General features: G+C 70.4%; 13 protein-coding genes. 6 read left to right on the forward strand and 7 right to left on the reverse strand.

Features of this window, described 5'->3' with window-relative positions:
- The coding region (locus WH07_RS06340; RefSeq protein ID WP_046496354.1) for a non-ribosomal peptide synthetase at window positions 1–6,558 on the reverse strand (6,558 nt) is incomplete at its 3' end.
- Between the two features lie 205 nt (window positions 6,559–6,763).
- Between WH07_RS06340 and WH07_RS06345 the strand changes: the two genes are divergently transcribed.
- From WH07_RS06345 to WH07_RS06355, 3 genes are read left to right on the forward strand one after another with little or no spacing between them, the layout of a single operon-like run.
- Window positions 6,764–7,753 carry a FecCD family ABC transporter permease gene (locus WH07_RS06345; protein WP_408645811.1) on the forward strand — a complete coding sequence of 330 codons (990 nt, stop codon included), beginning with the start codon at window positions 6,764–6,766 and terminating at the stop codon, window positions 7,751–7,753.
- Window positions 7,754–7,755: 2 nt separating this feature from the next.
- Window positions 7,756–8,853: a FecCD family ABC transporter permease gene (locus WH07_RS06350; protein WP_063775737.1), complete on the forward strand. Its 1,098-nt coding sequence runs from the start codon at window positions 7,756–7,758 to the stop codon at window positions 8,851–8,853.
- 4 nt (window positions 8,854–8,857) lie between these two features.
- A complete protein-coding gene (locus WH07_RS06355) occupies window positions 8,858–9,739 on the forward strand; it encodes an ABC transporter ATP-binding protein (protein WP_046496356.1) in 882 nt (293 codons plus the stop codon).
- 62 nt (window positions 9,740–9,801) lie between these two features.
- Here WH07_RS06355 and WH07_RS06360 read toward each other — a convergent pair whose 3' ends face one another.
- Window positions 9,802–10,749, reverse strand: a complete 948-nt coding sequence (locus WH07_RS06360; protein ID WP_046496358.1) for a methionyl-tRNA formyltransferase — start codon at window positions 10,747–10,749, stop codon at window positions 9,802–9,804.
- Between the two features lie 77 nt (window positions 10,750–10,826).
- Between WH07_RS06360 and WH07_RS06365 the strand changes: the two genes are divergently transcribed.
- Window positions 10,827–12,170, forward strand: a complete 1,344-nt coding sequence (locus WH07_RS06365) for a lysine N(6)-hydroxylase/L-ornithine N(5)-oxygenase family protein (protein WP_046496360.1) — start codon at window positions 10,827–10,829, stop codon at window positions 12,168–12,170.
- Between the two features lie 124 nt (window positions 12,171–12,294).
- On the opposite strand, the gene WH07_RS06370 is transcribed toward WH07_RS06365, so the two are convergent.
- Genes WH07_RS06370 through WH07_RS06390 form a run of 5 tightly spaced genes read right to left on the reverse strand, consistent with a single transcriptional unit; the run spans window position 12,295 to window position 18,704 of the window.
- The gene (locus WH07_RS06370; RefSeq protein WP_046496363.1) at window positions 12,295–13,746 is read right to left on the reverse strand and encodes a hypothetical protein; all 1,452 of its coding nucleotides are present in this window, start codon (window positions 13,744–13,746) and stop codon (window positions 12,295–12,297) included.
- The gene (locus WH07_RS06375; RefSeq protein WP_046496365.1) at window positions 13,746–14,723 is read right to left on the reverse strand and encodes a sugar ABC transporter substrate-binding protein; all 978 of its coding nucleotides are present in this window, start codon (window positions 14,721–14,723) and stop codon (window positions 13,746–13,748) included. The genes WH07_RS06370 and WH07_RS06375 overlap by 1 nt, the downstream gene beginning before the upstream one ends.
- Window positions 14,720–15,784: an ABC transporter permease gene (locus tag WH07_RS06380; protein WP_079022993.1), complete on the reverse strand. Its 1,065-nt coding sequence runs from the start codon at window positions 15,782–15,784 to the stop codon at window positions 14,720–14,722. The genes WH07_RS06375 and WH07_RS06380 overlap by 4 nt, the downstream gene beginning before the upstream one ends.
- Entirely contained in the window at window positions 15,781–17,304 is a 1,524-nt protein-coding gene (locus WH07_RS06385) for a sugar ABC transporter ATP-binding protein (RefSeq protein ID WP_046496366.1), read from the reverse strand. Before WH07_RS06385 ends, WH07_RS06380 begins: the two co-directional genes overlap by 4 nt.
- A complete protein-coding gene (locus tag WH07_RS06390; RefSeq protein ID WP_046496369.1) occupies window positions 17,301–18,704 on the reverse strand; it encodes an aldehyde dehydrogenase family protein in 1,404 nt (467 codons plus the stop codon). Before WH07_RS06390 ends, WH07_RS06385 begins: the two co-directional genes overlap by 4 nt.
- Window positions 18,705–19,064: 360 nt before the next feature.
- On the opposite strand from WH07_RS06390, the gene WH07_RS06395 reads away from it, so the two are divergent.
- Both WH07_RS06395 and WH07_RS06400 read left to right on the forward strand, forming a co-directional pair.
- Window positions 19,065–19,679, forward strand: coding sequence for an RNA polymerase sigma factor (locus WH07_RS06395; protein ID WP_198533734.1), 615 nt, complete (start codon window positions 19,065–19,067; stop codon window positions 19,677–19,679).
- Window positions 19,672–20,904 (forward strand): hypothetical protein, encoded by a 1,233-nt coding sequence (locus WH07_RS06400; RefSeq protein ID WP_046496371.1) that lies wholly within the window; start codon window positions 19,672–19,674, stop codon window positions 20,902–20,904. Before WH07_RS06395 ends, WH07_RS06400 begins: the two co-directional genes overlap by 8 nt.
- Window positions 20,905–20,907: the final 3 nt, after the last annotated feature.

Genomic DNA, 20,907 nt, shown 5'->3' on the forward strand with positions numbered 1-20,907 from the left:
GTCGAGGACGGTGTAGGCGGTGGGTACGGCGGGGGCGGGCAGGAGGTCCGCGAGCGCGGCCCGGAGCGCGACGCCGTCCGGCGTGTGGCCGGCCGTACCGACGACATACGCCACGAGGGCGTTCTCGCGGACGGTGACGGCCGCCTGGGCGACGGCCGGCAGACGGACGAGAGCGGCCTCGATCTCGCCGAGTTCGATCCGGTTGCCGCGGAGTTTGATCTGCCGGTCGGTGCGGCCGAGATATTCGACCGTACCGTCGGCCCGCCTCCGGACCAGGTCGCCGGTGCGGTACATCCGGCTGCCGGGCGGGCCGTACGGGTCCGCCGTGAAGCGTTCGGCGGTCAGCGAGGGCCGGCCGTGGTAGCCCCGGGCGAGCTGGACACCCGTGAGGTACAGCTCGCCGGGAACATCGGCCGGGACCGGACGCAGACAGGTGTCGAGCACCCGCAGACCGGTGTTCCAGACCGGCCGCCCGATGGGGACGGTGGTGCCGTACGGGGTCCCGTCGGGGCGGTACGTGTGATGGGTGACGTCGACAGCCGCCTCGGTCGGACCGTACAGATTGTGCAGCGGCACCCCGGTCAGCGTGTGCCAGCGGCTCGCGGCGGAGATGGTCAGGGCCTCGCCGCTGCTGAAGACGCGGCGCAGGCCCGCGGCCCAGCCGGGGTCGCCGGTGACGTCGTCCGAGGCGAGGAACGCTTCGAGCATCGACGGCACGAAGTGGAGGGTGGTGACGCCCTGTTCGCGGACGAGCGCGGTGAGATAGGACGGGTCGCGGTGTCCGTCGGGCCTGGCGAGGACGACGGCCGCGCCCTCGGTCAGCGGCCAGAAGAACTCCCATACGGAGACGTCGAAACTGGACGGGGTCTTCTGGAGGACCCGGTCGTCGGCCCGGAGGCCGTACTCCCCCTGCATCCAGGCCAGTCGGTTGCGGATCGCGCGGTGGGTGACGACGACGCCCTTGGGGCGGCCCGTGGAACCGGAGGTGTAGATGAGATACGCGGGGTCGTCAGGACCGGCGGCGGTACCGGCGCCGGGGGCCGCCCCGGGGGATTCGTCGTACGGCCCGTCCAGGACGAGCACCGTCAGGCCGTCGGTCCGGGGCAGCCGGGCGGCCGAGTCCGCGACGGTGACGACGGTACGGGCGCCGGAGTCGGCCAGCATGTGGGCCACCCGGTCGGCGGGGTAGTCCAGGTCGACCGGGAGATAGGCGGCGCCGGACTTGAGGACACCGAGGAGCGCGACCATCAGTTCGGCGGAGCGCGGGACGGCGACGCCGACGATCCGGTCCGGCGCGGCGCCCCGGGCGCGCAGCCGCCGGGCCAGGGACTCTGCGCGGGCGTCCAGTTCGGCGTAGGTCAGGCGCTCGTCGCCGGAGATCACGGCCGTCGCGTCGGGGGTGCGCCCGGCCTGCTCCTCGAAGGCGGCGGACAGGGTGACGGGCCGGACTCCGGTCGCGGCCCCGGTGAGCAGGCTCTCCGTCTCGGCCAGTTCGCGTGGGGAGAGCAGACCGATCCGCGCGGCCGGGCGTGCGGGATCGTCGGCGAGTGCCTCCAGGATCAGGGCGAGCCGGTCGGCGACGGCGCGTACCGTCTCGGTGTCCAGCCGCTCGGTGTGGTGCTTGAGGCGCAGATCGAGCCGTCGGCCCGGCTTGACGACAAGGGCCAGGGGGTAGTGGACGGCGTCGTGGAACTCGTGCCCGGTGATACGGATCGTGTCCGACGGGTCGCGCGGACCGGTGTCGGCCGGATAGTTCTCGAACACGAGCAGGGTGTCGAAGAGTTCGCCGCTGCCCGCGAGGCCCGCGGTCCGCTGGATCTCCGCCAGACCGAGGTGCTGGTGGTTCAGCAGCCGTGCCTGCTCGTCCTGGAGCCGGCGGAGCAGCGCCGCGAGCGGGTCGGCCGGCTGCCAGACGAAGCGGGTCGGCAGGGTGTTGATGAACAGGCCCACCATGGACTCGATGCCGTCGACCTCGCCGTCCCGTCCGGAGACGGTCGTGCCGAACACGACGTCGTGCCGGCCGGTGAGCCGTCCGAGCAGCAGGCCCCAGGCGCCCTGGACGACGGTGCCGAGGGTGACGCCGAGTTCACGGGCCCGCGCCGCCAGCCGCCCGGTCGTCCGCTCGGAGAGTTCGAGACGGATCTGCCCGGGACGGACGGGACCGGGGCCGGCCGGGGCCGGGACCAGCCGGGTCGGCTCGTCGAGACCGGTCAGAGCGGTGCGCCAGGCCGCACGGGCGGCCTCGCGGTCGAGTGCGGCGAGATGGCGGAGATGGGAGCGGTACGGGGCCACCGCGGGCAGCATCGGCGTACCGCGGCCGTACGAGGCCATCAGCTCGCGGTGCAGCACGGGCAGCGACCAGCCGTCCGCGACGATGTGGTGGAAGGTCAGGACGAGCGCGGCGTCCTCGGGCCCGTACCGTACGAGGGCGCACCGCAGCAGCGGTGGCCGGGCCAGGTCGAAGCGGTGGGCACGTTCGTCGGCGGCGACGGCCTCGGCGAGCGGCTCCCTGACGGACGGGTCCTGGGCGGACAGGTCGACCTCACGCCACGGCAGCGCGACCCCGCCCGCGATGATCTGCACGGCGCGGCCGTCGGTGCCGTGCTGCCGGAAGGCGGCGCGCAGCGGTGCATGGCGGTCGAGCAGACCCTGTGCCGCGGTGCGCAGCGCTTCGCCGTCCACCGGTCCGGACAGCTCGATGATCTGCTGGACGGTGTACGCGTCGGCGTCGGAGCCGCCTGCGAACGAGTGGTAGAAGAAGCCCTCCTGGAGCGGGGCCAGGGGCAGCAGGTCCTCGATGAGAAGCGGGTCCGTGCCCTGGAGTTCGGCGATGTCGTCCGGGGTGAGGGCGAGGAGCGGCCCGTCGGGGGCGGCGGTGCCCGGCTCCGCGCGGTCGGCGGTGACGGCCGCGAGGGCGGCGACCGTACGGTGCCGGAAGACGTCCTGGGTGGTGAGCCGGACGCCCGCCGCACGGGCCCGGATCAGCAGTTGGATGGCGTTGATGCTGTCCCCGCCGACCGCGAGGAAGTCGTCGTCGACGGTGACCGACCGCAGGCCGAGCACCTTCGCGTACAGCCGGCAGAGCAGTTCCTCACGGGCGTCGCGCGGGGCCCGGCCCGAGCTGAGAGCCCCGTAGTCCGGCGCGGGCAGAGCCCTCTCGTCCAGCTTCCCGCTGGGCGTGACGGGCAGCCGGTCGAGCGGGACGAGGGCCGACGGCACCATGTACTCGGGAAGCCGCTCCGCGGCGTGGGCGCGCAGGGTCCGCAGCAGCGCGGTGATGTCCCGGAAGGGCGCGGGCCGGTTGGCGTACGGGAAGGTGCCGCCCGGCCGGTACACCGGGCCGACGGGCGACCCGCCCGCGGCGAGAACGACATCGAGGCGCCCGTCGTCGGCGTGCCCGTTCCAGGTCACCGCGGCGCGGTAGCCGTGGCGGCCCGCGAGCCGGTGGAAGTCCTCGGGGTCGGTCCCGTCCGGGGCGGGGGTGCTGCTGTCCTCCAGCAGCCGCAGCGCCGAAAGGTCCTCCCCCAGACGCCCGTTGGGCACTCCGGTGACCCGGATCCGGGCGGGCCGGGTACGGAGCAGTTCGTCCAGCCCGGCGAGGCCGTCGAGCGCGGACCAGCGCACATCGGGCGCGTCGCGCACATCGCCGGCCGGTGCCGCCGTCTCCCGTGCGCGCAGTACCACGTCGTAGCGGTAGCGGCTCAGTTCGTTGTGGTGCGTGGCGCGCTTGACGAGCACGTCCGCCTCGAAGTCCGGCAGCTCCGGCACGGCGGTGAAGTAGTCCGGGTCCAGGAGCAGTTCGCCCTCCCAGCTCACCGAGCGCTCCACCGCCGTCCGCAGTGCCGTCTTGTCCGGGTCGTCGGACACGGCCGGCCGACGGCTCTCCACGGCGGCGCGCAGGGTGCGCAGCAGCCGGAGGTTGCGGATGTCGCCCAGGAAGATCCTGCCGCCGGGAGCCAGCAGTGCCGCGCACTCGCGCAGTACGCGGGAGAGATAGCCCTCGCTCGGAAAGTACTGGATGACCGAGTTGATGACGATCGTGTCGAAGAAGCCCTTGGGCAGTCCGTCGGTCTCATGGGCCGGCCGGGCGCTCAGTTCCACCCGGGACGCCAGGCCGGGCACCGTGTCCACCTGGGCACGCAGCGCCCGCAGCGCCTCGTGCGAGACGTCCGTACCCCAGTACGCCTCGCTGTCCGGCGCGAGCCGGGACAGGATCAGTCCGCTGCCGACGCCGATCTCCAGCACCCTTCCCGGGGAGCCCAGTTCGCGGATGCGCTCGACGGTCGCGTCGCGCCACTCCCGCATCTCCTCGACGGGGATGGGAGTGCCGTCGTACATGCTGTTCCAGCCCGCGAAGTTCTCCCGGACGGCCCCCTCCTCGCTCCGGCCCTCGGATCCGGCGGCGCTGTAGAACAGCTCGTGGAGGTCCTTCCACTCCTCGACCCGGCCGGTCTCGTCATCCGGCCCGGCGTCCAGCGAGGGGACGATGTACGCGGCGAGCCTGCGCTCTCCCGGGCGGTCCTCGCGGGCGACGACCGTGACCTGTTCGACGGCGGGGTGAGCGCGCAGCACGGATTCGATCTCGCCCGGTTCGACACGGAAGCCGCGGATCTTGATCTGTGTGTCGGTCCGGCCGAGGAACTCCAGCCGCCCGTCGGCCTTCCAGCGCACCAGGTCGCCCGTACGGTAGAGCCGCTCCCCCGGCGCGCCGAAGGGGTCGGCGACGAACCGCTCGGCGGTGAGGCCGGGCCTGCCGAGGTAGCCGCGGGCGAGTCCCGCGCCACCGAGATACAGCTCGCCGGGCACACCGTCCGGGACGGGCCGCAGCCGTGCGTCGAGGACATAGGCGCGGGTGCCGGGGTCGGGGACACCGATGGGGACGACCGCTCCGGGCGGGGTGTCGGGGTCGCACAGGCCGAGGGTGGAGTTGGTGGTGGCCTCGGTCGGACCGTAGGCGTTGAACATCATCCGGGTTCGCGCGTACCGGCCGACCAGTTCGGGCGAGACCCGCTCGGTCCCGGCCAACAGGGTCGCGGTGGCCGGCAGAGCGGCCTCCTCGGGCATCGCGGCCAGCAGGGCGGGGGGCAGGATCATAAAGGTGATCCCGTGCGCGACGGCATAGTCCGCGAGGGGCACACCGGGCACCCGCAGCTCGCTCGGTACGACGACGAGACGGCCGCCGGAGAGCAGCCCCAGGCACAGGTCCCAGAAGGCCACGTCGAAGCTGGGCGAGGCGAATTGCAGTACGCGGCTGTGCGGTCCGATGCCGAAACGTTCGCTCTGTGTGGCGACGAGCTTGGCGACACCGGTGTGGGAGAGAACGACCCCCTTGGGCCTGCCGGTGGATCCGGAGGTGTAGATGACGTACGCGGCGTTCAGGACGGACAGCGCACCGCCGCGGTCGGCGTCGGTGGGACCGTACGCGGGGCACTCCGCCAGTTCGGCGGCGGTCTCCGGCAGGTCCAGTACGAACCGCGGCACCGTGTCCCGCGCCGGGAGGCCGTCGGCGGCGTCGGCCGTGGTCACCAGGCAGACCGGTCCGGCGTCGGCGAGCATGTACGCGATCCGGTCGACCGGGTAGTCCAGGTCGACGGGCAGATACGCGGCGCCGGACTTCAGTACGGCGACCTGGGCGACGATCATCTCGGCGGAGCGGGGCAGGGCGAGGGCCACGACCCGCTCGGGGCCCGCGCCCCGGGCGATCAGCGCGTGGGCGAGCCGGTTGGCCCGCTCGTCCAGTTCCGCGTAGGTGTACCGCGTGTCCTCGAAGACCAGCGCGATCGCGTCGGGGTGCCGCTCGACCTGCTCGGCGAACATGGCGGGCCAGGTGGCGGCCGGTACGGAGTGCTCGGTGGCGTTGCGCTCCACGAGCAGCCGGTGCCGTTCGGGCGCGGTGGTCAGTTCCAGTTCGGCGACCGCGGTGCCGGGGCGGGCGAGCCCGTCCGTCAGCAGCGTCTCGTAGTGGCCGAGCAGCCGGTCCATGGTCGCTTCGTCGAAGAGATCCTGCCGGTATGTCGCCCGCACCGCCCCTGGCGCGACACTGAGCGCCAGATCCAGCGGGCCTGTCGGCTCCTCGGGCCTGCCTGCGGGGGTCCCCGGACCGGTGTCGGTGCCTGGAGCCGGATCAGCGCCGGCCGCGACGGCTTCGGCGGTGTCGAAGGCGACGTTGAAGAAGTGCCCGCCCGCGCGGGTGGGTTCGGGCCGCAGCTCGTCGACGAGCACGGACAGCGGGAGCCGGTGCCCCTCCGCAGCCCTGCGCGCCTCGGCCACCCGTTCCACCAGTTCCCGGAACGACGGAGTGCCGTCGAGGCGGACATGGACCGGCAGTGCCTCATGTCCGACAGTGATGCCGGCCGCGCCGCTGTAGCGGTGCAGCAGCGCGAAGAACGCGGCGAGCGAGGTCTCGTCCGTCGCCCGCACGGCCAGGCTCCGGGTCCGTACGCCCCACTCCCCGGACGGCACCGGGGGATAGGGACGATCGGCGGGCAGCGCCGTTTCGGCTGAGGACACCGCCGGCAAGTCGCGCCAATAGCCGATGACTTCTTCGATACCCGACACGTCGGCCGCGCCTCCCCAAACAGTTCGGTCCCCGGGTCGAGCCCGAGTCGCCGTCATACTAAGGTAAGGGTTACCTAATCAGATAGGGGCACTCGCCCTCGGGTCACCGGGGGCGCTGGCTACAGTGAGTGCCCGGCCACAGTGAGGACATTGACGTGGAGAGAGCTCGGTGACCGGGGCGAAAACCCCGCGCGCGGTGCTGCTGGTGGCGGTGCCCGGCGGCACCCTGGCCGCCCTGTGCCTGCTGTCCATCGCGTTCGGCGCTTTGAGCGTGCCGCTCGACCAGGTCGTGTCGACCCTCTTCGGGAATCCCCCGAACTCCCGGATCGACAATGTCATCTGGTCGGTCCGGCTGCCGCGTACCGCGCTCGGGCTGGCGGCGGGAGCGGCCCTCGGGCTCTCCGGCTGTCTGATGCAGGCCCTGACGCGCAATCCGCTCGCCGACCCGGGTGTGCTCGGCGTGAGCGCGGGCGCCGCCTTCGCCATCGCCGTCTCGGTCGGAGTGCTCGGGCTGAGCACCGTCTACGGATACATCTGGTTCGCCTTCGCGGGCGCGCTGTTCGCGAGCGTTCTGGTGTATCTGCTGGGCGGACTCGGACGGTCCGGTACGACGCCGGTGAAGCTGGCGCTGGCCGGTGTCGCCATCACCTCCCTGCTCTCCTCCTTCACCAGCGCCGTCGTCCTCACCGACCCGGACGCGCTGAACCGGTTCCGCTTCTGGGAGGCCGGCTCGCTCGCCGGACAGAACAGCGACAGCCTCGCTCAGGTGCTGCCGTTCCTCGCGGTCGGCGCCGTACTCGCCCTGTCCCTGGCCCCCGCGCTCAACAGCCTCGCCCTCGGTGACGATGTGGCGGCTTCGCTGGGCACCCGGCTGGGTCTGATACGGGTGGCGGGGGTGCTCGCCGTCACACTGCTCACGGGCGGGGCGGTGGCCGTCATCGGACCCGTGGTCTTCGTCGGTCTCGTCGTCCCGCACATCGCGCGTATCCTCACCCAGGCGGCCGGGATCGGCCCGGACCACCGCTGGCTGCTTCCGCTGTCGGCCGTGCTGGCACCGTGCCTGCTGCTTCTCGCCGACATCGCCGGACGCCTGGTCGCACGGCCGGTCGAGATCCAGGCCGGCGTTCTCGTCGCCTTCGTCGGCGGCCCGTTCTTCATCGCGATGGTCCGCCGCCGCCGACTCGCGGAGCTGTGAACATGACCGGTCTGCTGTCCCCCCGTACGGCCCGTACCGTACGTTCCGGCCCGCGCCTGCGCGCCCGTATCGCGTTCCGGCTGACGCGCCCGCCGGTCTCCGGGGTGCTGCGGCCCCGGCTGGTCGTCGTCGGCGCCGGTCTGGCACTCGCCGGCTTCCTGGTGTTCTGCCTCGGCATGTCCGTGGGCGAGGTGCCGATCGGCGTCACCGAGGTGATGCGGTCCCTCGTCGGCGCGGGCGATCCGGCCACCGCCCTCATCGTCCACGAACTGCGGCTGCCGAGAGCGCTGACCGGGCTGCTCGTCGGTATCGCCTTCGGCATGTCGGGAGCCCTCTTCCAGACCATGACGCTCAATCCGCTCGCCAGCCCGGACATGATCGGTATCACCCAGGGCGCGGGCGCCGCGGTGGTGGCCGGTGTGGTCCTCGGCTGGGACGCGGGTCCGAGCACCCAGTCGCTGGGGCTGCTGGGCGCGCTGGCCACCGCGCTGCTGGTGTACGCCCTGGCCTGGAAGCGCGGTACGACCGGCTACCGGATCGTGCTCGTCGGCATCGGCGTCTCGTGGGTCTGCACCAGCCTGACGGACTATCTGATGGCGTACGGCGGCCAGTTCGAGGCACAGGCGTCGCTCGGCTGGCTCGTCGGCAATCTCAACGGCCGCGGCTGGGGCGCCGTCGGCCCGCTGGCGACCGCGCTGGCCGTGCTCGTACCGGTCGCGCTGCTGCTCGGCCGCCGGCTGCGGACGCTCCAGCTCGGCGACGATGTCGCGAAGGGGCTGGGGACACCCGTACAGCCGGTCCGGCTGGCCACCCTGCTCACGGGAGTCGGACTGATCGCGTTCGGCACCGCGGCGGCGGGCCCGGTCGCCTTCGTGGCGCTCGCCGCGCCGCAGGTCGCGCAGCGGCTGGCCCGTACCGCCTGGCCCCCGCCGCTCACGGCCGGACTCACCGGCGCCGTGACGGTGCTGACCGCCGATCTGCTCGCACGCGAGGCGGTCCCGGGCACCGAACTCCCGGTCGGCCTCGTCACCGGGGTGCTCGGCGCCCCGGTCCTGCTCTGGCTGCTCGTCCGTGCCAACCGCGTCGGCTCAGGAGGCTGAACCCGTGTCATCGAACCCCGCGCACCACGAGGGCCCCGACCTGAGGGCCGAGGGCCTGCGGCTGGCGTACGACGACCGTGTGGTCGTCGACGGCATCGACGTGGCGATACCGCCGGGCCGGATCACCGCGATCGTCGGAGCCAACGCCTGCGGCAAGTCCACGCTGCTGCGGGCGCTCGCCCGGCTGCTGTCGCCGCGCGCCGGCGCCGTACACCTCGACGGCGTGGCCCTGCGCTCCATCCCGACCCGGGAACTGGCCCAGCGGCTCGGCATACTGCCGCAGAGCCCGGTCGCGCCGGAGGGGCTGACGGTCGTCGACCTGGTCGGCCGCGGCCGGTCACCGCATCAGACATGGTGGCGGCAGTGGTCGAAGAGCGACGAGCAGGCCGTCCACGACGCGCTGCGCGCCACCGGCATGACGGACCTCGCCGAGCGCCCCGTGGACGAACTCTCCGGCGGGCAGCGGCAGCGCGCCTGGATCGCGATGGCGGTCGCCCAGGGGACTCCCGTACTGCTGCTGGACGAGCCGACGACCTATCTCGACCTGGCGCACCAGATCGATGTGCTCGACCTGGTCAAGGACCTCAACCGGCACGAGAAGCGCACGGTCGTCATGGTGCTGCACGATCTCAACCAGGCATGCCGTTACGCCGACCATGTGATCGCGATGAAGGCGGGCGCGATCGCCGCGGAGGGCGCGCCGGCCGAGGTGGTCACCGCTCGGACGGTGGAGGACGTGTTCGGGCTGCGCTGCCAGGTGGCCACCGATCCCGTCAGCGGAACGCCGATGGTGATCCCGGTGAGCCGGCATCACGAGACGCCGGACGCCGCCGCACCGGCCGCCGGCACACCGGACCGGCCCGCCGCCCCGGCGCAACTCGGCTGAGGCGGACCGGGAATCCGCTCACGGGCAGCAGGCTCGCGGACGGCAGGTTCACGGGCAGCGGTTCACGGCCGGGAGGTCAGGTAGCCGCCCATCGTGCGGAAGTAGTCCGTGGCGGCGTGTTCGGTGCCGTCCTCGGTCCGCAGGCGCCTGATCACCAGGCCCTTGCTCCGGCCGCCACGGGCGCCGGCGCCGGCCACGATGACCACGCCGTCGCCCTCGCGGATGAAGATCCGCCCGGGGGTGCCGCCGTAACAGGCCTCCGAGACCGCCGCCGAGACGATCCGTATGCGCCGCCCGCGGTGATGGGTGAAGGCGTTGGGGTACGGGTCGGACTGGGCGCGTACCAGCCGCTCCAGGTCCTCCGCGGGCCAGGACCAGTCGATCCGGCTGTCCTCGATGGAACGCTTGTGGAAGAAGCTGGCGCGGGAGCGGTCCTGCGGGACCCAGCGGGCGGTGCCGGAGGCGATGGCGTCGAGCGAGTCGGCCACGATCGGCCCGATCAGGTCGACCGTCCTGTGGAAGAGGTCCGTGGCGGTGTCGGTGGCTCCGACCGGCACGGACCGCTGGAACACGATGTCGCCGGCGTCGAGTTCCGCGTCCATGCGGTGAGCGGTCACACCGACCTCCGGCTCCCCGTTGATCAGCGCCCAGATCAGCGGGGAGAAGCCGGCGTAGGCGGGCAGCAGCGAGTCATGGATGTTGAGCGTGCCGTGCGGGGGAAGACCGAAGATCTCCGGGGGCAGCCACGTACGCCAGTTGTTCGCCACGATGATGTCCGGCGCCGCCTCGCGCAGGGTCCGCAGCAGTTCCTCGTCGTCGGGCCTGTTGCGCAGCAGCACCGGTACGCCGTGCTTCTCGGCCAGTTCGGCCACCGAGTCGTCCCAGATCTTCTCGTAGACGTGGTCGCTCTTCGGATGGGTGACGACCAGGACCACTTCGTGCTCCGAGTCCAGCAGCGCCTGGAGCGTGCGGTGACCCCAGGTCTGGTAGCCGAACATGACGACCCGCATGGTGAATCCTTCCTCAAACATTGCAAGGTTAGCCTTACCTTACCTAATATGGGGTCACTTAGGGAGGCGATGACGCGGTGAACCCACTGCAGAGCGAGCCGGACTCGGTCCATGACGTACTCGGCATCGGCTTCGGGCCGTCGAACCTGGCTCTCGCGATAGCAGTCCAGGAGCACAATGCGAAAGTTCCGGACAATGAACGGCTGAGCGCCGGATTCCTGGAGAAGCAACCTCGTTTCGGCTGGCACCGGGGCATGCTCATCGACGACGCCACGATGCAGGTCTCCTTCCTCAAGGACCTGGTCACGATGCGGGACCCCACGAGCGACTTCAGCTTCCTGTCGTATCTGAGCGACCGGGGCAGACTGGTGGACTTCCTCAACCAGAAGACGCTGTTCCCGCTGCGCATCGAGTTCCACGACTACTTCGAATGGGCGGCCGCCCGGGTCGACGGGCTCGTGGACTACGGCGCGGAGGTCGTCTCGGTGGATCCGGTGGCGGTCGAGGGCGAGGTGCGCTGGCTGGATGTCGCCTTCCGCGATACGGGCAGCCCCGGGCGGCTGACCGTACGCCGGGCCCGCAATGTTGTGGTCGCCACCGGTATGGAGCCCCATCTGCCGCCTGGGACCGTCCTGTCGGACCGGATCTGGCACAACAGCGAACTGATGCCCAGGGTCGCCGAGCTGACCGACCGGCGGGCTCCGGTGCGGCGGGCCGTGGTGCTCGGCGCGGGGCAGAGCGCGGCGGAGGCGGTCGACTATCTCCACCGCGGTTTCCCGGACGCGGAGATATGTTCCGTCTTCGCCAAGTACGGCTACACCCCGGCCGATGACAGTCCCATGGCCAACCGGATCTTCGATCCCGAGGCCGTCGACGTCTACTACAACGCGCCGCGCGGGGTGAAGCAGGCACTCTTCGACTACCACCGCTCCACCAACTACTCGGTGGTGGACATGGATCTGATCGAGTCGCTGTCCCGGACGATGTACCAGGAGAAGGTACGGGGGAACCAGCGGCTGCGGATGCTGAATGTCTCACGTATCCGCGAGGTCGAGGTGCACGACGAGGGGCTCGACGTCACCGTGGAGTACCTGCCCACCGGTGAACGGGAAGTGCTGGCCGCCGACATCCTGGTCCATGCCACCGGCTACCGGCCGCAGGACCTCGGCGACCGCCTCGGCGGCGTCGGCAAGCTCTGTCTGCGTGACGAGGAGGACGCGCTCCTGGTCAACCGGGACCACCGGGTCGTGACCGCCCCGAACGTGACGGCGGGCATCTATCTCCAGGGCGGCACCGAACACACCCATGGGATCACCTCGACCCTGCTCTCCCACACGGCGGTACGGGCGGGCGAGATACGCGACGCCCTGCTGGCGGAGCGCCGTACGAGGAGCTTCCCCACGACGGCCGACGCGCGCTGACACGCCGGGAGCACCGGGCGCGACCGGCGAGGCGCACGGTGGCGGGCCTGTACGAAGTGGCCCCGCCTCCGCGCCCGCTGGTGGCCGGGCGAGGAGACGGGGGCCGTGGACTTCGCGAGTCAGCTCACTTCCTCGTGGACTTCGGCACGAAGAGCTTGATGTCCGTGAGGCTCGCGCTGCCCTCGTACACGTTGGTGTAAAGATCACCGATGACGAAGGAGTCCGGGTAGGCGGAGTCCTTCGGCCACTGGTCGGGCCATTCGGCCTTGCCGTGGAGATCCTTGCCCTGGACGAGGGTGTTGTTGTAGCGGCCGTCGTACTCGCCGGGCTTGACGTTGTAGTGCCAGATCGGCTTGTCGTTCACGATGAAGTCGCGGTGGAAGCGGAGTGTCTGCCGTCCGGCGCGGGCGAAGTTTCCACTGGCCTCCAGCGTGTAGCCCGTCGCGTCACGCTCGATGGCGAAGGTGTAGTCCTCGTTCGGCATCAGCTCGGGCTGGAGCTCGGCCGCGGACGAGAGCTGCTGCTCGGCGACGCCGTTCGAACAACTGGTCATGAACCACTGCGAGTTACCGGCCAGGCCGCCCTGTCCCGGGGTCCAGTTCGGCAGTCCGCTGATCCACATGTTGACCGTGTTGAAGCTGCTGTCCCGGTAGTTGTAGTACTCGTTGGTCTTGGAGTTGCAGACGCGGCCCCCGGTGCCCGTGCCGACGCGGTCGGGGTGCTGGGCGAAGGAGTCCATGAGTACCTTGCGCCGGTAGTGCCAGAAGTGGTTGTTGCGGGGCGCGGGGTCGGCGAAGTCCACGATGGACAGGTAGTGGAATCCGTTGTAGCCGTAGTTGCCCTCGCGGACGTCCTGCCACTCGCAGTACGGGGCGGAGGCGTCGCCCTCCCAGCCGGGACTTCTGGAGCCCTCGCCCCACGGGTGCTGTGTCTTGCACCCGTCCTTGCTGTAACCGTTGATGCGGTTGCCGTAGTCGATGGTTCCGTTGCGCTTGCCGCCGAAGTCGAGTGTCTTGAGCTTGTACTCGATGCGGTACTGGTCGGGAAGCGACTCGGTGGGCCGGAAAATGGCACCGCCCGTGTGGTCGGGGACGTCGAGCTTGGCGACGGTGGACTTGCCCGCCCTGCCGTTGGTGATGGACGGCGGCTTCTCGATGGTGCCGTCCTTGTTCCAGTCGCGGGCGGACAGCGACGCGGTCAGCCAGCCGCCCTCGCCTACCGGGAACTCCTTCCGGTACGTGGCGAAGGAGTTGAGCTGCTGGTCCCAGGCATCACCATAGTCGTTGTGATACCACTTGCCGTTGTCGTCCATGACGGTGTCGAACGGGTTGTCGTAGGACTCCCTGACCCATGGCGCCTTCCCCGGGTCGAGCTTCTCCGCGAAGTTCTCCGAGTGCAGGAGCCTCCACTGCCGGGTGGGCGCCTGCTGTGCCACGAGGGGTGCCGGAGCCGGTTCGTCCGGGGTCTGCGCCGCGGCGAGGAGCGGCGTGAGGGCAAGTGCGCCGCCGAGCAGGGCGGTCATCGCGTAGCGGTGCGTTCTTGGCAGCGGGAGACGGTACGCGTGCGTGCGGCTCATCAGAACTCCCCGTCCGGGTCGTAGTACTTGCTGGCGTTCTCCTTGGTGACACGCGGCGAGGGCACCACCGTGTCCTTCTCCGTGTTCTTGCCGTCGAGGATGTCGACGGTCCTGTCCAGGCCGAGACTGCCGATCTGATCGGCGTCATTGAGACCTGTGACCAGGTAGTTCGTACCGTCCGAGATTGCCTTGAGAGCTTCGGACTGGCCGTCGACGCCGGCCAGCACGATGTCCTTGTCGCGGCCGGCGTCCTTGATGGCGCGCTGGGCGCCCAGGCACATGGCGTCGTTCTCGCAGAACACCGCGTCGAGGTCCGTGTGCGAGGCGAGCAGGCTCTCCGTCACGGTCAGCCCGCCGTCGGAGCTCCAGTTGCCGAAGTCGGGGGCTTCGACGATCTTGAGTCCGGCGCTGGTGAGGGCGCCCTTGACACCGTTGGTGCGGGCCAGGCCGATGCTGTTGTCGGCGGGGCCTCCCTTGACGATCGCGACCGTGGCCCCGTCGGGCAGTCGGCCGGCCAGGAACTCCCCGTTCTGCTTGCCGATCGCCTCGTTGTCGGGGCCTATCCAGCTCGTGTAGTCGCCCGTCTTGAACTTGCGGTCGACCAGCACGGCCGGCTTGCCCGCGGCCTTGATGGCGTTGAGGACGGCCGGGGCCGATTCCAGAGGGCCTCCCGAGATGATGACCGCGTCGACGCCCTTGCTCAGCAGGTCCTCGACGTTCGAGGCGAGCTTGGCCGCGTCACCGCCCGCGTCCGTGCTGCGGATCTCGACGCCCTTCTTCTTCGCCTGAGCCTTGATCGCGCGGTCCATGCCGTTGAAGTACGGCCCGCTCAGGGTGAAATTGGCGACGCCCACCGTGTAGTCGCCGTCCCCCTTGCCGCTCGCGTTCCCACCGTCGGAGGAGCAGCCCGACACGGTGGCGAGGAGGACGGTCCCCGCGAGCAGTCCGACGTATTTCATCTTGCTGTGGGCGATCATGACAGCGATCCCTTTCCCGGGGTCGTCGCTCCGGCGGCGGGGCGGAGCCGCCCGGCGCGCTGGACGAGAATGACGGCGATGATGATGAGCCCCTTGAGAACTTGCTGCCAGAAGCTCTGTACGTCATAGAGGTTGAGCAGATTGTTGATCAGCGCGAGCACCAGAACACCGGCGCAGGTCGCCCGTACCGTGCCCTTGCCGCCGGCCAGGCTGGCACCACCGATCACACAGGCGGCGATGGCGTCCAGTTCGAAGGCGGTGCCCACGCTGGGCTGGGCGATACCGACGCGGCTGGCGAGGATGACGCCCGCGAGTCCTGCGCAGGCGCCGCTGATGGTGTAGGCGAGGACCACATGGCGCCGTACGCCGATGCCCGCCAGGCGTACGGTCTCCGCGCTGCCGCCGATCGCGGTCAGTGCCCGGCCTGCCGGGGTGCGGCCGAGGAAGATCCCGCCGAGCAGGAAGACAGCGATCATGATGATGGTGGAAACGGGGACAGGGCCCACCGCGGCGGATCCCAGTTCGAAGAAGCCGGCCTTCTCCGGCGCCACCGGGGTCTCCGAGTAGACGAAGGCCAGTCCGCGGACGGTGGTGAGCGCGGCGAGTGTCACCACGAAGGGGGCGAGCTGGAAGCGAGCCACGAGTGCCCCGTTGACGAGCCCGAACCCGATGCCCGACGCCGCTCCGATCAGCATCGCCAGCCACACGGGCAACCCGGCCGACAGACCGGCGGCGAGAATGCCGGAGAAGGCCACCACCGAGCCGACGGAAAGGTCGATGCCGCCCGTCAGGATCACTGTGAGCATGCCGAACGCCAGCAGTCCGGTGGTGACCATCTGCTTGAGCAGGTTGGTGACGTTCGCCTCGGTGAGGAAGGCGTCGGTGGTCGCACCGGCGATCGCGATGAAGGCGACGAGCAGCGCGGCAAGGGCCACTTCCAGGGTGATGTCGCGCCCCGCCACCCGGATCCTGGGCAGCCACGAGCCGCGCGTCGCCTCAGTGGCGCCGTTCTTGGAGAGTTGCCCGGAATCCCGTGGAGAGGCCGGGAGTTGGTCCGTCATGCGGCGTGTCCGATCGCGTGGGCGAGGACGGTGTCCTCGGACGTACGGTCAGAGGGGAGCTCGGCGGCGATCCGTCCCTCGCGCATCACCAGCACGCGGTCGGTGGCGCCGAGGACCTCGGTGAGGTCGGACGAGATGAGCAGGACGGCCATTCCGCCACGGGCGAGTTCGTCGAGCATTCGGTAGATCTCCACTCGGGTCGCCATGTCGACACCGCGGGTCGGTTCATCGAGGAGGAGCACACGGGGCGACGTGAGCAGCCACTTCGCCAGAACGGCCTTCTGCTGGTTGCCGCCGCTGAGCAGACGTACCGGCAACCGCAGGCAGTGAGCGGGCCTGATGTCGAGCCGGTCGGTCATCGCCAGGGCCTCGCGCCTGCGCCGGGCGGTGTCCACCAGCGGTCCTCTGGTCGCGGTCTTGAGGGTGGTTAGGCCGATGTTGTCCTCCGTACTGAGGCCGAGGACCAGGCCGGTGCGCTTGCGGTCCTCCGTGACCAGGGCGAGCCCCGCGCCGATGGCGTCCTTGGGGCTGCGGAAGCGGTCGGCGCGTGAGCCCTCGGCGCTGATCGTCCCCTCGGCCGCGGGCCGGGCGCCGAAGACGCAGTGGGCCAGCTCGCTACGGCCCGACCCGACGAGACCGAACAGGCCGGTGATCTCACCCGCCCTCAGGGCGAAGGAGACATCGTCGAACTCGCCCGGTCTGCCGAGCCCTTGGACGGAGAGCAGTTCCGGGCCCACGTCGGTGCGCCGGCCGGGGTAGAGCTGCTGAGGACGGCGTCCCGCCATCAGGCGGATCATCTCGTTCTCGTCCGTGTCCCGCGGTGTGGTCTCGGCGACGACACGGCCGTCCTTGATGACGACGATGGTGGTGGCCAGTTCGGTGACCTCGGCCAGCCGGTGCGACACGTAGACGATGACGACGCCGCGCTCCTGAAGCCGTCGGATCAGGGTGAACAGGGCGTCCAGGTCCGCGCCGGCGAGCACCGCCGACGGCTCGTCGAGGACCAGCACCCGCGGCTCGCCGCTCTCGTCCACGAGGGCCTTGGCGATCTCCACCATCTGCTGGCGTGCGACGGTGAGGCTGCCTGCCCTGGTCCGGGGGTCGATCGCCCCGTATCCGATGCCCTCCAGGAGTACCCGTGCGCGAGCGTGCGCGGCCCGCCAGTTGATGAGGCCGCCGAGCATCCGCGGATAGTGGCCCATCAACAGGTTCTCCGTGACGGACAGTTCGGGGACGAGGGTCAGCTCCTGGTGGACGGTCCTGATGCCGTGGGTGTGCGCGTCGTGCGGGGAGCGGAGTGCGACGGTCTTCCCGTCCAGGCGCAGTTCACCGCTGCTCATGCGCTCCGCGCCCGCGAGGATCTTGATGAGGGTGGACTTTCCCGCGCCGTTCGCGCCGACCACGGCGAGCACGTCGCCGGCGTGGCCGGTGAGGTTCACTCCGTGCAACACCTTGGTGGCGCCGTACGACTTGTGCACTCCGCGTACGTCGAGAACCGGCGGAGCGGGCGCACCGCTCACTGGAACGCCTCCATGACGATGACCGTCTTCTGCCGGGTGAACTCCAGAGCCGTGTCGTGCAGGCCCTCGGCGGAACCGCCTGTGTCCTTGGGGCCGCCGAACGGCAGGTTCTCGGCGCGCAGCGCGGTCGATCCGTTGATCACGACGCCGCCCACGTCGAGCCGGCCGGCGAGGGTGTAGGCGCGCTGGATGTCCCGGGTGAAGACGGCGGCCTGGAGCCCGTACGGGGATGCGTTGGCCATCCGGACGGCGTCCAGGGGGTCTTCGAAGCGGGCCACGGGGGCGACGGGTCCGAAGATCTCCTCGTTGAAGGCCGCGCTGTCGGTGGGTACGTCGACGAGGACGGCCGGGTCGTAGAAGGCGCCGCGGCGGGCGCCGCCCGCCACTTTGCGGGCGCCGTCCGAGACCAGGGTGTCCACGGCCTGCTCCACGCGCTGCGCGGCGGCCTCGCTGATGAGCGGGCCCACATCGGTTCCGTCGGCGAGCTGATCGCCCACGCTGAGCTTGGCCGCGCCGGACAGGAGGGCGTCCACGAAGGCGTCGTGCACCCCGTTCTGGACGTACACACGCTTGACCGCACAGCAGATCTGCCCGTTGCCGCGTGCGAGGCGTCCCAGGATCACGGCGTTCGCCGCGGCTTCGACATCGGCGTCGTCGCAGACGATCAGGGCGTCGTTGCCGCCGAGTTCGAGGTGGACCTTCTTGAGGGTGTCCGCGGCCCGGCGGGCTATCTCGCGGCCGGCGGTGGTGGATCCCGTCAGGCTGATCGCGGCGGCGCCCGCCCTGGTGGCCAGTTCCTGGGAGACGTGCACCCCGCCGGTGAGGAGTTGGTGCGCGCCGTCGGGGAATCCGGCGGCGGCGATGAGTTCCGCGATCCGGACGAGCGTGAGCGGGCAACGCACGGGCGGGTGGACGAGCACCGCGTTGCCCGCGGCGAGTGCGGCAGCCGCCTTGTGGGCGTACAGCTCCACGGGATAGTTGAAGGGCACCAACGCCGCGACGGGGCCGAGGGGTTCGCGGATCGTGACGGCGAAGTGGCGCTCGAGGCCCGGCACCGCGTCGAGGGGAATCTGCCTCCCCAGCAGACGGGTGGCCTCACCCGCGAAGCCACGGAAGATCCTGATGGCGGCGCGGACCTCTTCGACGGTCTGGAAGACCGGCTTGCCGTTCTCCGCGGCGAGCTGCCGGGCCAGCCCGTCCGCCTCCGCCTCGATCAACTCCGCTGCCTTCAGCAGAAGTCGCGCCCTCATGTGAGCCGGCAGCGCGGCCATGGCCCGTTGGCCGTTCGCCGCTGCCTCGAGTGCGGTGCCGATGCGCTCGGCTGTGAAGTCCTCTATCTCGCCGAGGACTTCACCGGTTCCTGGATTGTGTACGGACACAGCATTACTGCGGGACGTCATACGTCGGCTCTCCTGTACGGTCTTGACCGGGTAGACGACTCTCCAGAAGTCGCAGCGATGCTGGCACCCGCCAACTATTTAGTCAACAGCGGTGACAAAATAGCTTCCTTGCAAATAGTGCATTGGCCAGGCATTTCGTTCGGCGCTTTTTGGCAATTAAGTAAATTGCATCACGGTGGCGGAGGCAGGAAGTCATACGACGGCTCTGTCGCCACGGCCAGCGGAATATCCACGCCGAATGCCCGGCAGCGCGGTCCGAGGGCGCCGGCCGGCACACCGTGAACTCGCCAGGGGGCTCCGGGCAACAAGGGATGAGCGCCCGCGGGGCGCTCGACAGCTCCCCCAGAAACGGAGTCCTCTTTGTTCGCCTCCATCGGGAATGCCGCCCCGAGTGCGGCAGCCACCGACGACGCGACGCTGATCGCGCGCTCGGTGGCCGAACCCGAGATATTCGCCCAGCTCTACGACCGCTACGCCGCCGATCTGCACCGCTATGTCCTGAGGAGGCTCGGCGCCGAAATGGCGGAGGACGTCGTCGGCGAGACCTTTCTGATCGCCTTCCGGCAGCGCGACCGGTACGACACCGGTCGCCCGCACGCACGGCCGTGGCTGTACGGCATTGCCGCCAATCTCATCGGCAAGCACCGCAGGACCGAACTGCGTGCCTACCGGGCGCTGGCCAGGACAGGGGTCGACCCGGTGGCCGAGTCCTGGTCGGACCGGGTGGACGGCCAGGTCACCGCCGCTGCCTCCAGGGCCCCGCTGGCCGCGGCGCTGCGGTCGCTGAGTGACGGCGATCGGCATGTCCTGCTGCTCATCGCCTGGGCCGACCTCTCCTACGACGAGGTGGCGACGGCGCTCGGGATCCCGCTGGGCACCGTCCGTTCCCGGCTGAACCGGGCGCGCAAGAAGATGCGCGCCGCCCTTGGCGACAACAACCCCGCTCTCACATCCGAGGAGACCGACCATGGATGACCTGACCGCGCTGCGGGAGCTGCGCAGCGACGCTCCCACCGCTGAGACGGGACAACTGGCCCGTGGCCGGTGGAAGTTGATGGCAGCGGCTGTGTCCGAGGAGGAATCCGGCTCGGCACCGGCCCGGCAGAATCGGCTGCTGCGGGGCAGGCTTCGCAGCACCGCCCTCGCCGCGGTGACCGCCGCAGCGGTCACCGGCGGCGTCCTGGTGGCGCTGCCGGGGTCTTCCGGCGACCCTGGTGGCATCGGAGAGCCGCAGACCGTGGCGACCGTGCTCGCGGCGGCGGCCATCACCGCGGAGGAGTCGCCGCTGCCACGCCCGACGGCTGATCAGTGGGTCTTCCACGACGTGGTCGCCTGTGACGCGGGGTGCGGCATCAACCCGCAGTGGGTCAAGGGCGACGGCAGTCTGTGGGTCGTCCCGGAGAAAACGCCCGTGCCGGGGAAGAAGCCCGTACTCGAGCAGCGGCCGACGCCTCGCCATGCCACCTTTGATGACATCAGGTTCGAGCCGATCAAGACGTACGACGCTTTCGCGCAGTTGCCGACCGATCCGAAGGCCCTGCTGAAGAAGGTGTCCACAGACCCCCGGTTCGTCCTGGTCCACCCCATACCCGATCAGCCGCGCCCCCCGGTCCTGCCCATCGCTCCGTCGGGGCGCCCTGGGAAGCCCGTCAAGATCGAGGTGAGGGATCCGAGGACTGGCAAGCTCGTGACCAGGACGGTCTGGACCAGCCGGTCCGTACCGCCTGCGAGTCGGCCGGTCACGCCGGCGCCTCTCACGCCGGAACTGCAATACCAGAACATCCTCGCGCTCATGCAGCAGGCACCCGTCATCCCGCCGAAGGTGAACGCCGCGCTCTTCAAGGCGCTGGCCCTGATCCCGGGCACCAAATTGGTCAAGACCCCCATGAAGGACGCCTTCGGCCGGCCGAGCACCACGATCTCGGCCACGCGGGATTCCACCGGCTGGCTCCCGGACCGGAACAGCCCCGGGAAATTCAAGAAGGTGGTCACTCACTTCACCACCTACTTGTTTCTCGACCCACGGACCTACGTGTTCCGGGGTTACCGCACTCTGATCGACGACGGGCGCAGCATCGTTCCCGAGGAGCGCACCCGCAAGGCGACTGCGGTCGTGGACTCGCCCGGCACGGTCGAGGGCGGCGCGGACTGGGTGGGCTACAAACTGCCGAAGTGGGACGGGATTCCCGCGCCCAGGTAGGAA

The sequence above is a fragment of the Streptomyces odonnellii genome (assembly GCF_000981895.1).
In the GTDB taxonomy this organism is placed as follows: domain Bacteria; phylum Actinomycetota; class Actinomycetes; order Streptomycetales; family Streptomycetaceae; genus Streptomyces; species Streptomyces odonnellii.

Coding starts and splice junctions, on each gene's coding strand:
- WH07_RS06375 (WP_046496365.1), bottom strand. CDS start 14,723: ATGATCGCCCACAGCAAGATGAAATACGTCGGACTGCTCGCGGGGACC.
- WH07_RS06360 (WP_046496358.1), bottom strand. CDS start 10,749: ATGCGGGTCGTCATGTTCGGCTACCAGACCTGGGGTCACCGCACGCTC.
- WH07_RS06350 (WP_063775737.1), top strand. CDS start 7,756: ATGACCGGTCTGCTGTCCCCCCGTACGGCCCGTACCGTACGTTCCGGC.
- WH07_RS06380 (WP_079022993.1), bottom strand. CDS start 15,784: ATGACGGACCAACTCCCGGCCTCTCCACGGGATTCCGGGCAACTCTCC.
- WH07_RS06390 (WP_046496369.1), bottom strand. CDS start 18,704: ATGACGTCCCGCAGTAATGCTGTGTCCGTACACAATCCAGGAACCGGT.
- WH07_RS06400 (WP_046496371.1), top strand. CDS start 19,672: ATGGATGACCTGACCGCGCTGCGGGAGCTGCGCAGCGACGCTCCCACC.
- WH07_RS06370 (WP_046496363.1), bottom strand. CDS start 13,746: ATGAGCCGCACGCACGCGTACCGTCTCCCGCTGCCAAGAACGCACCGC.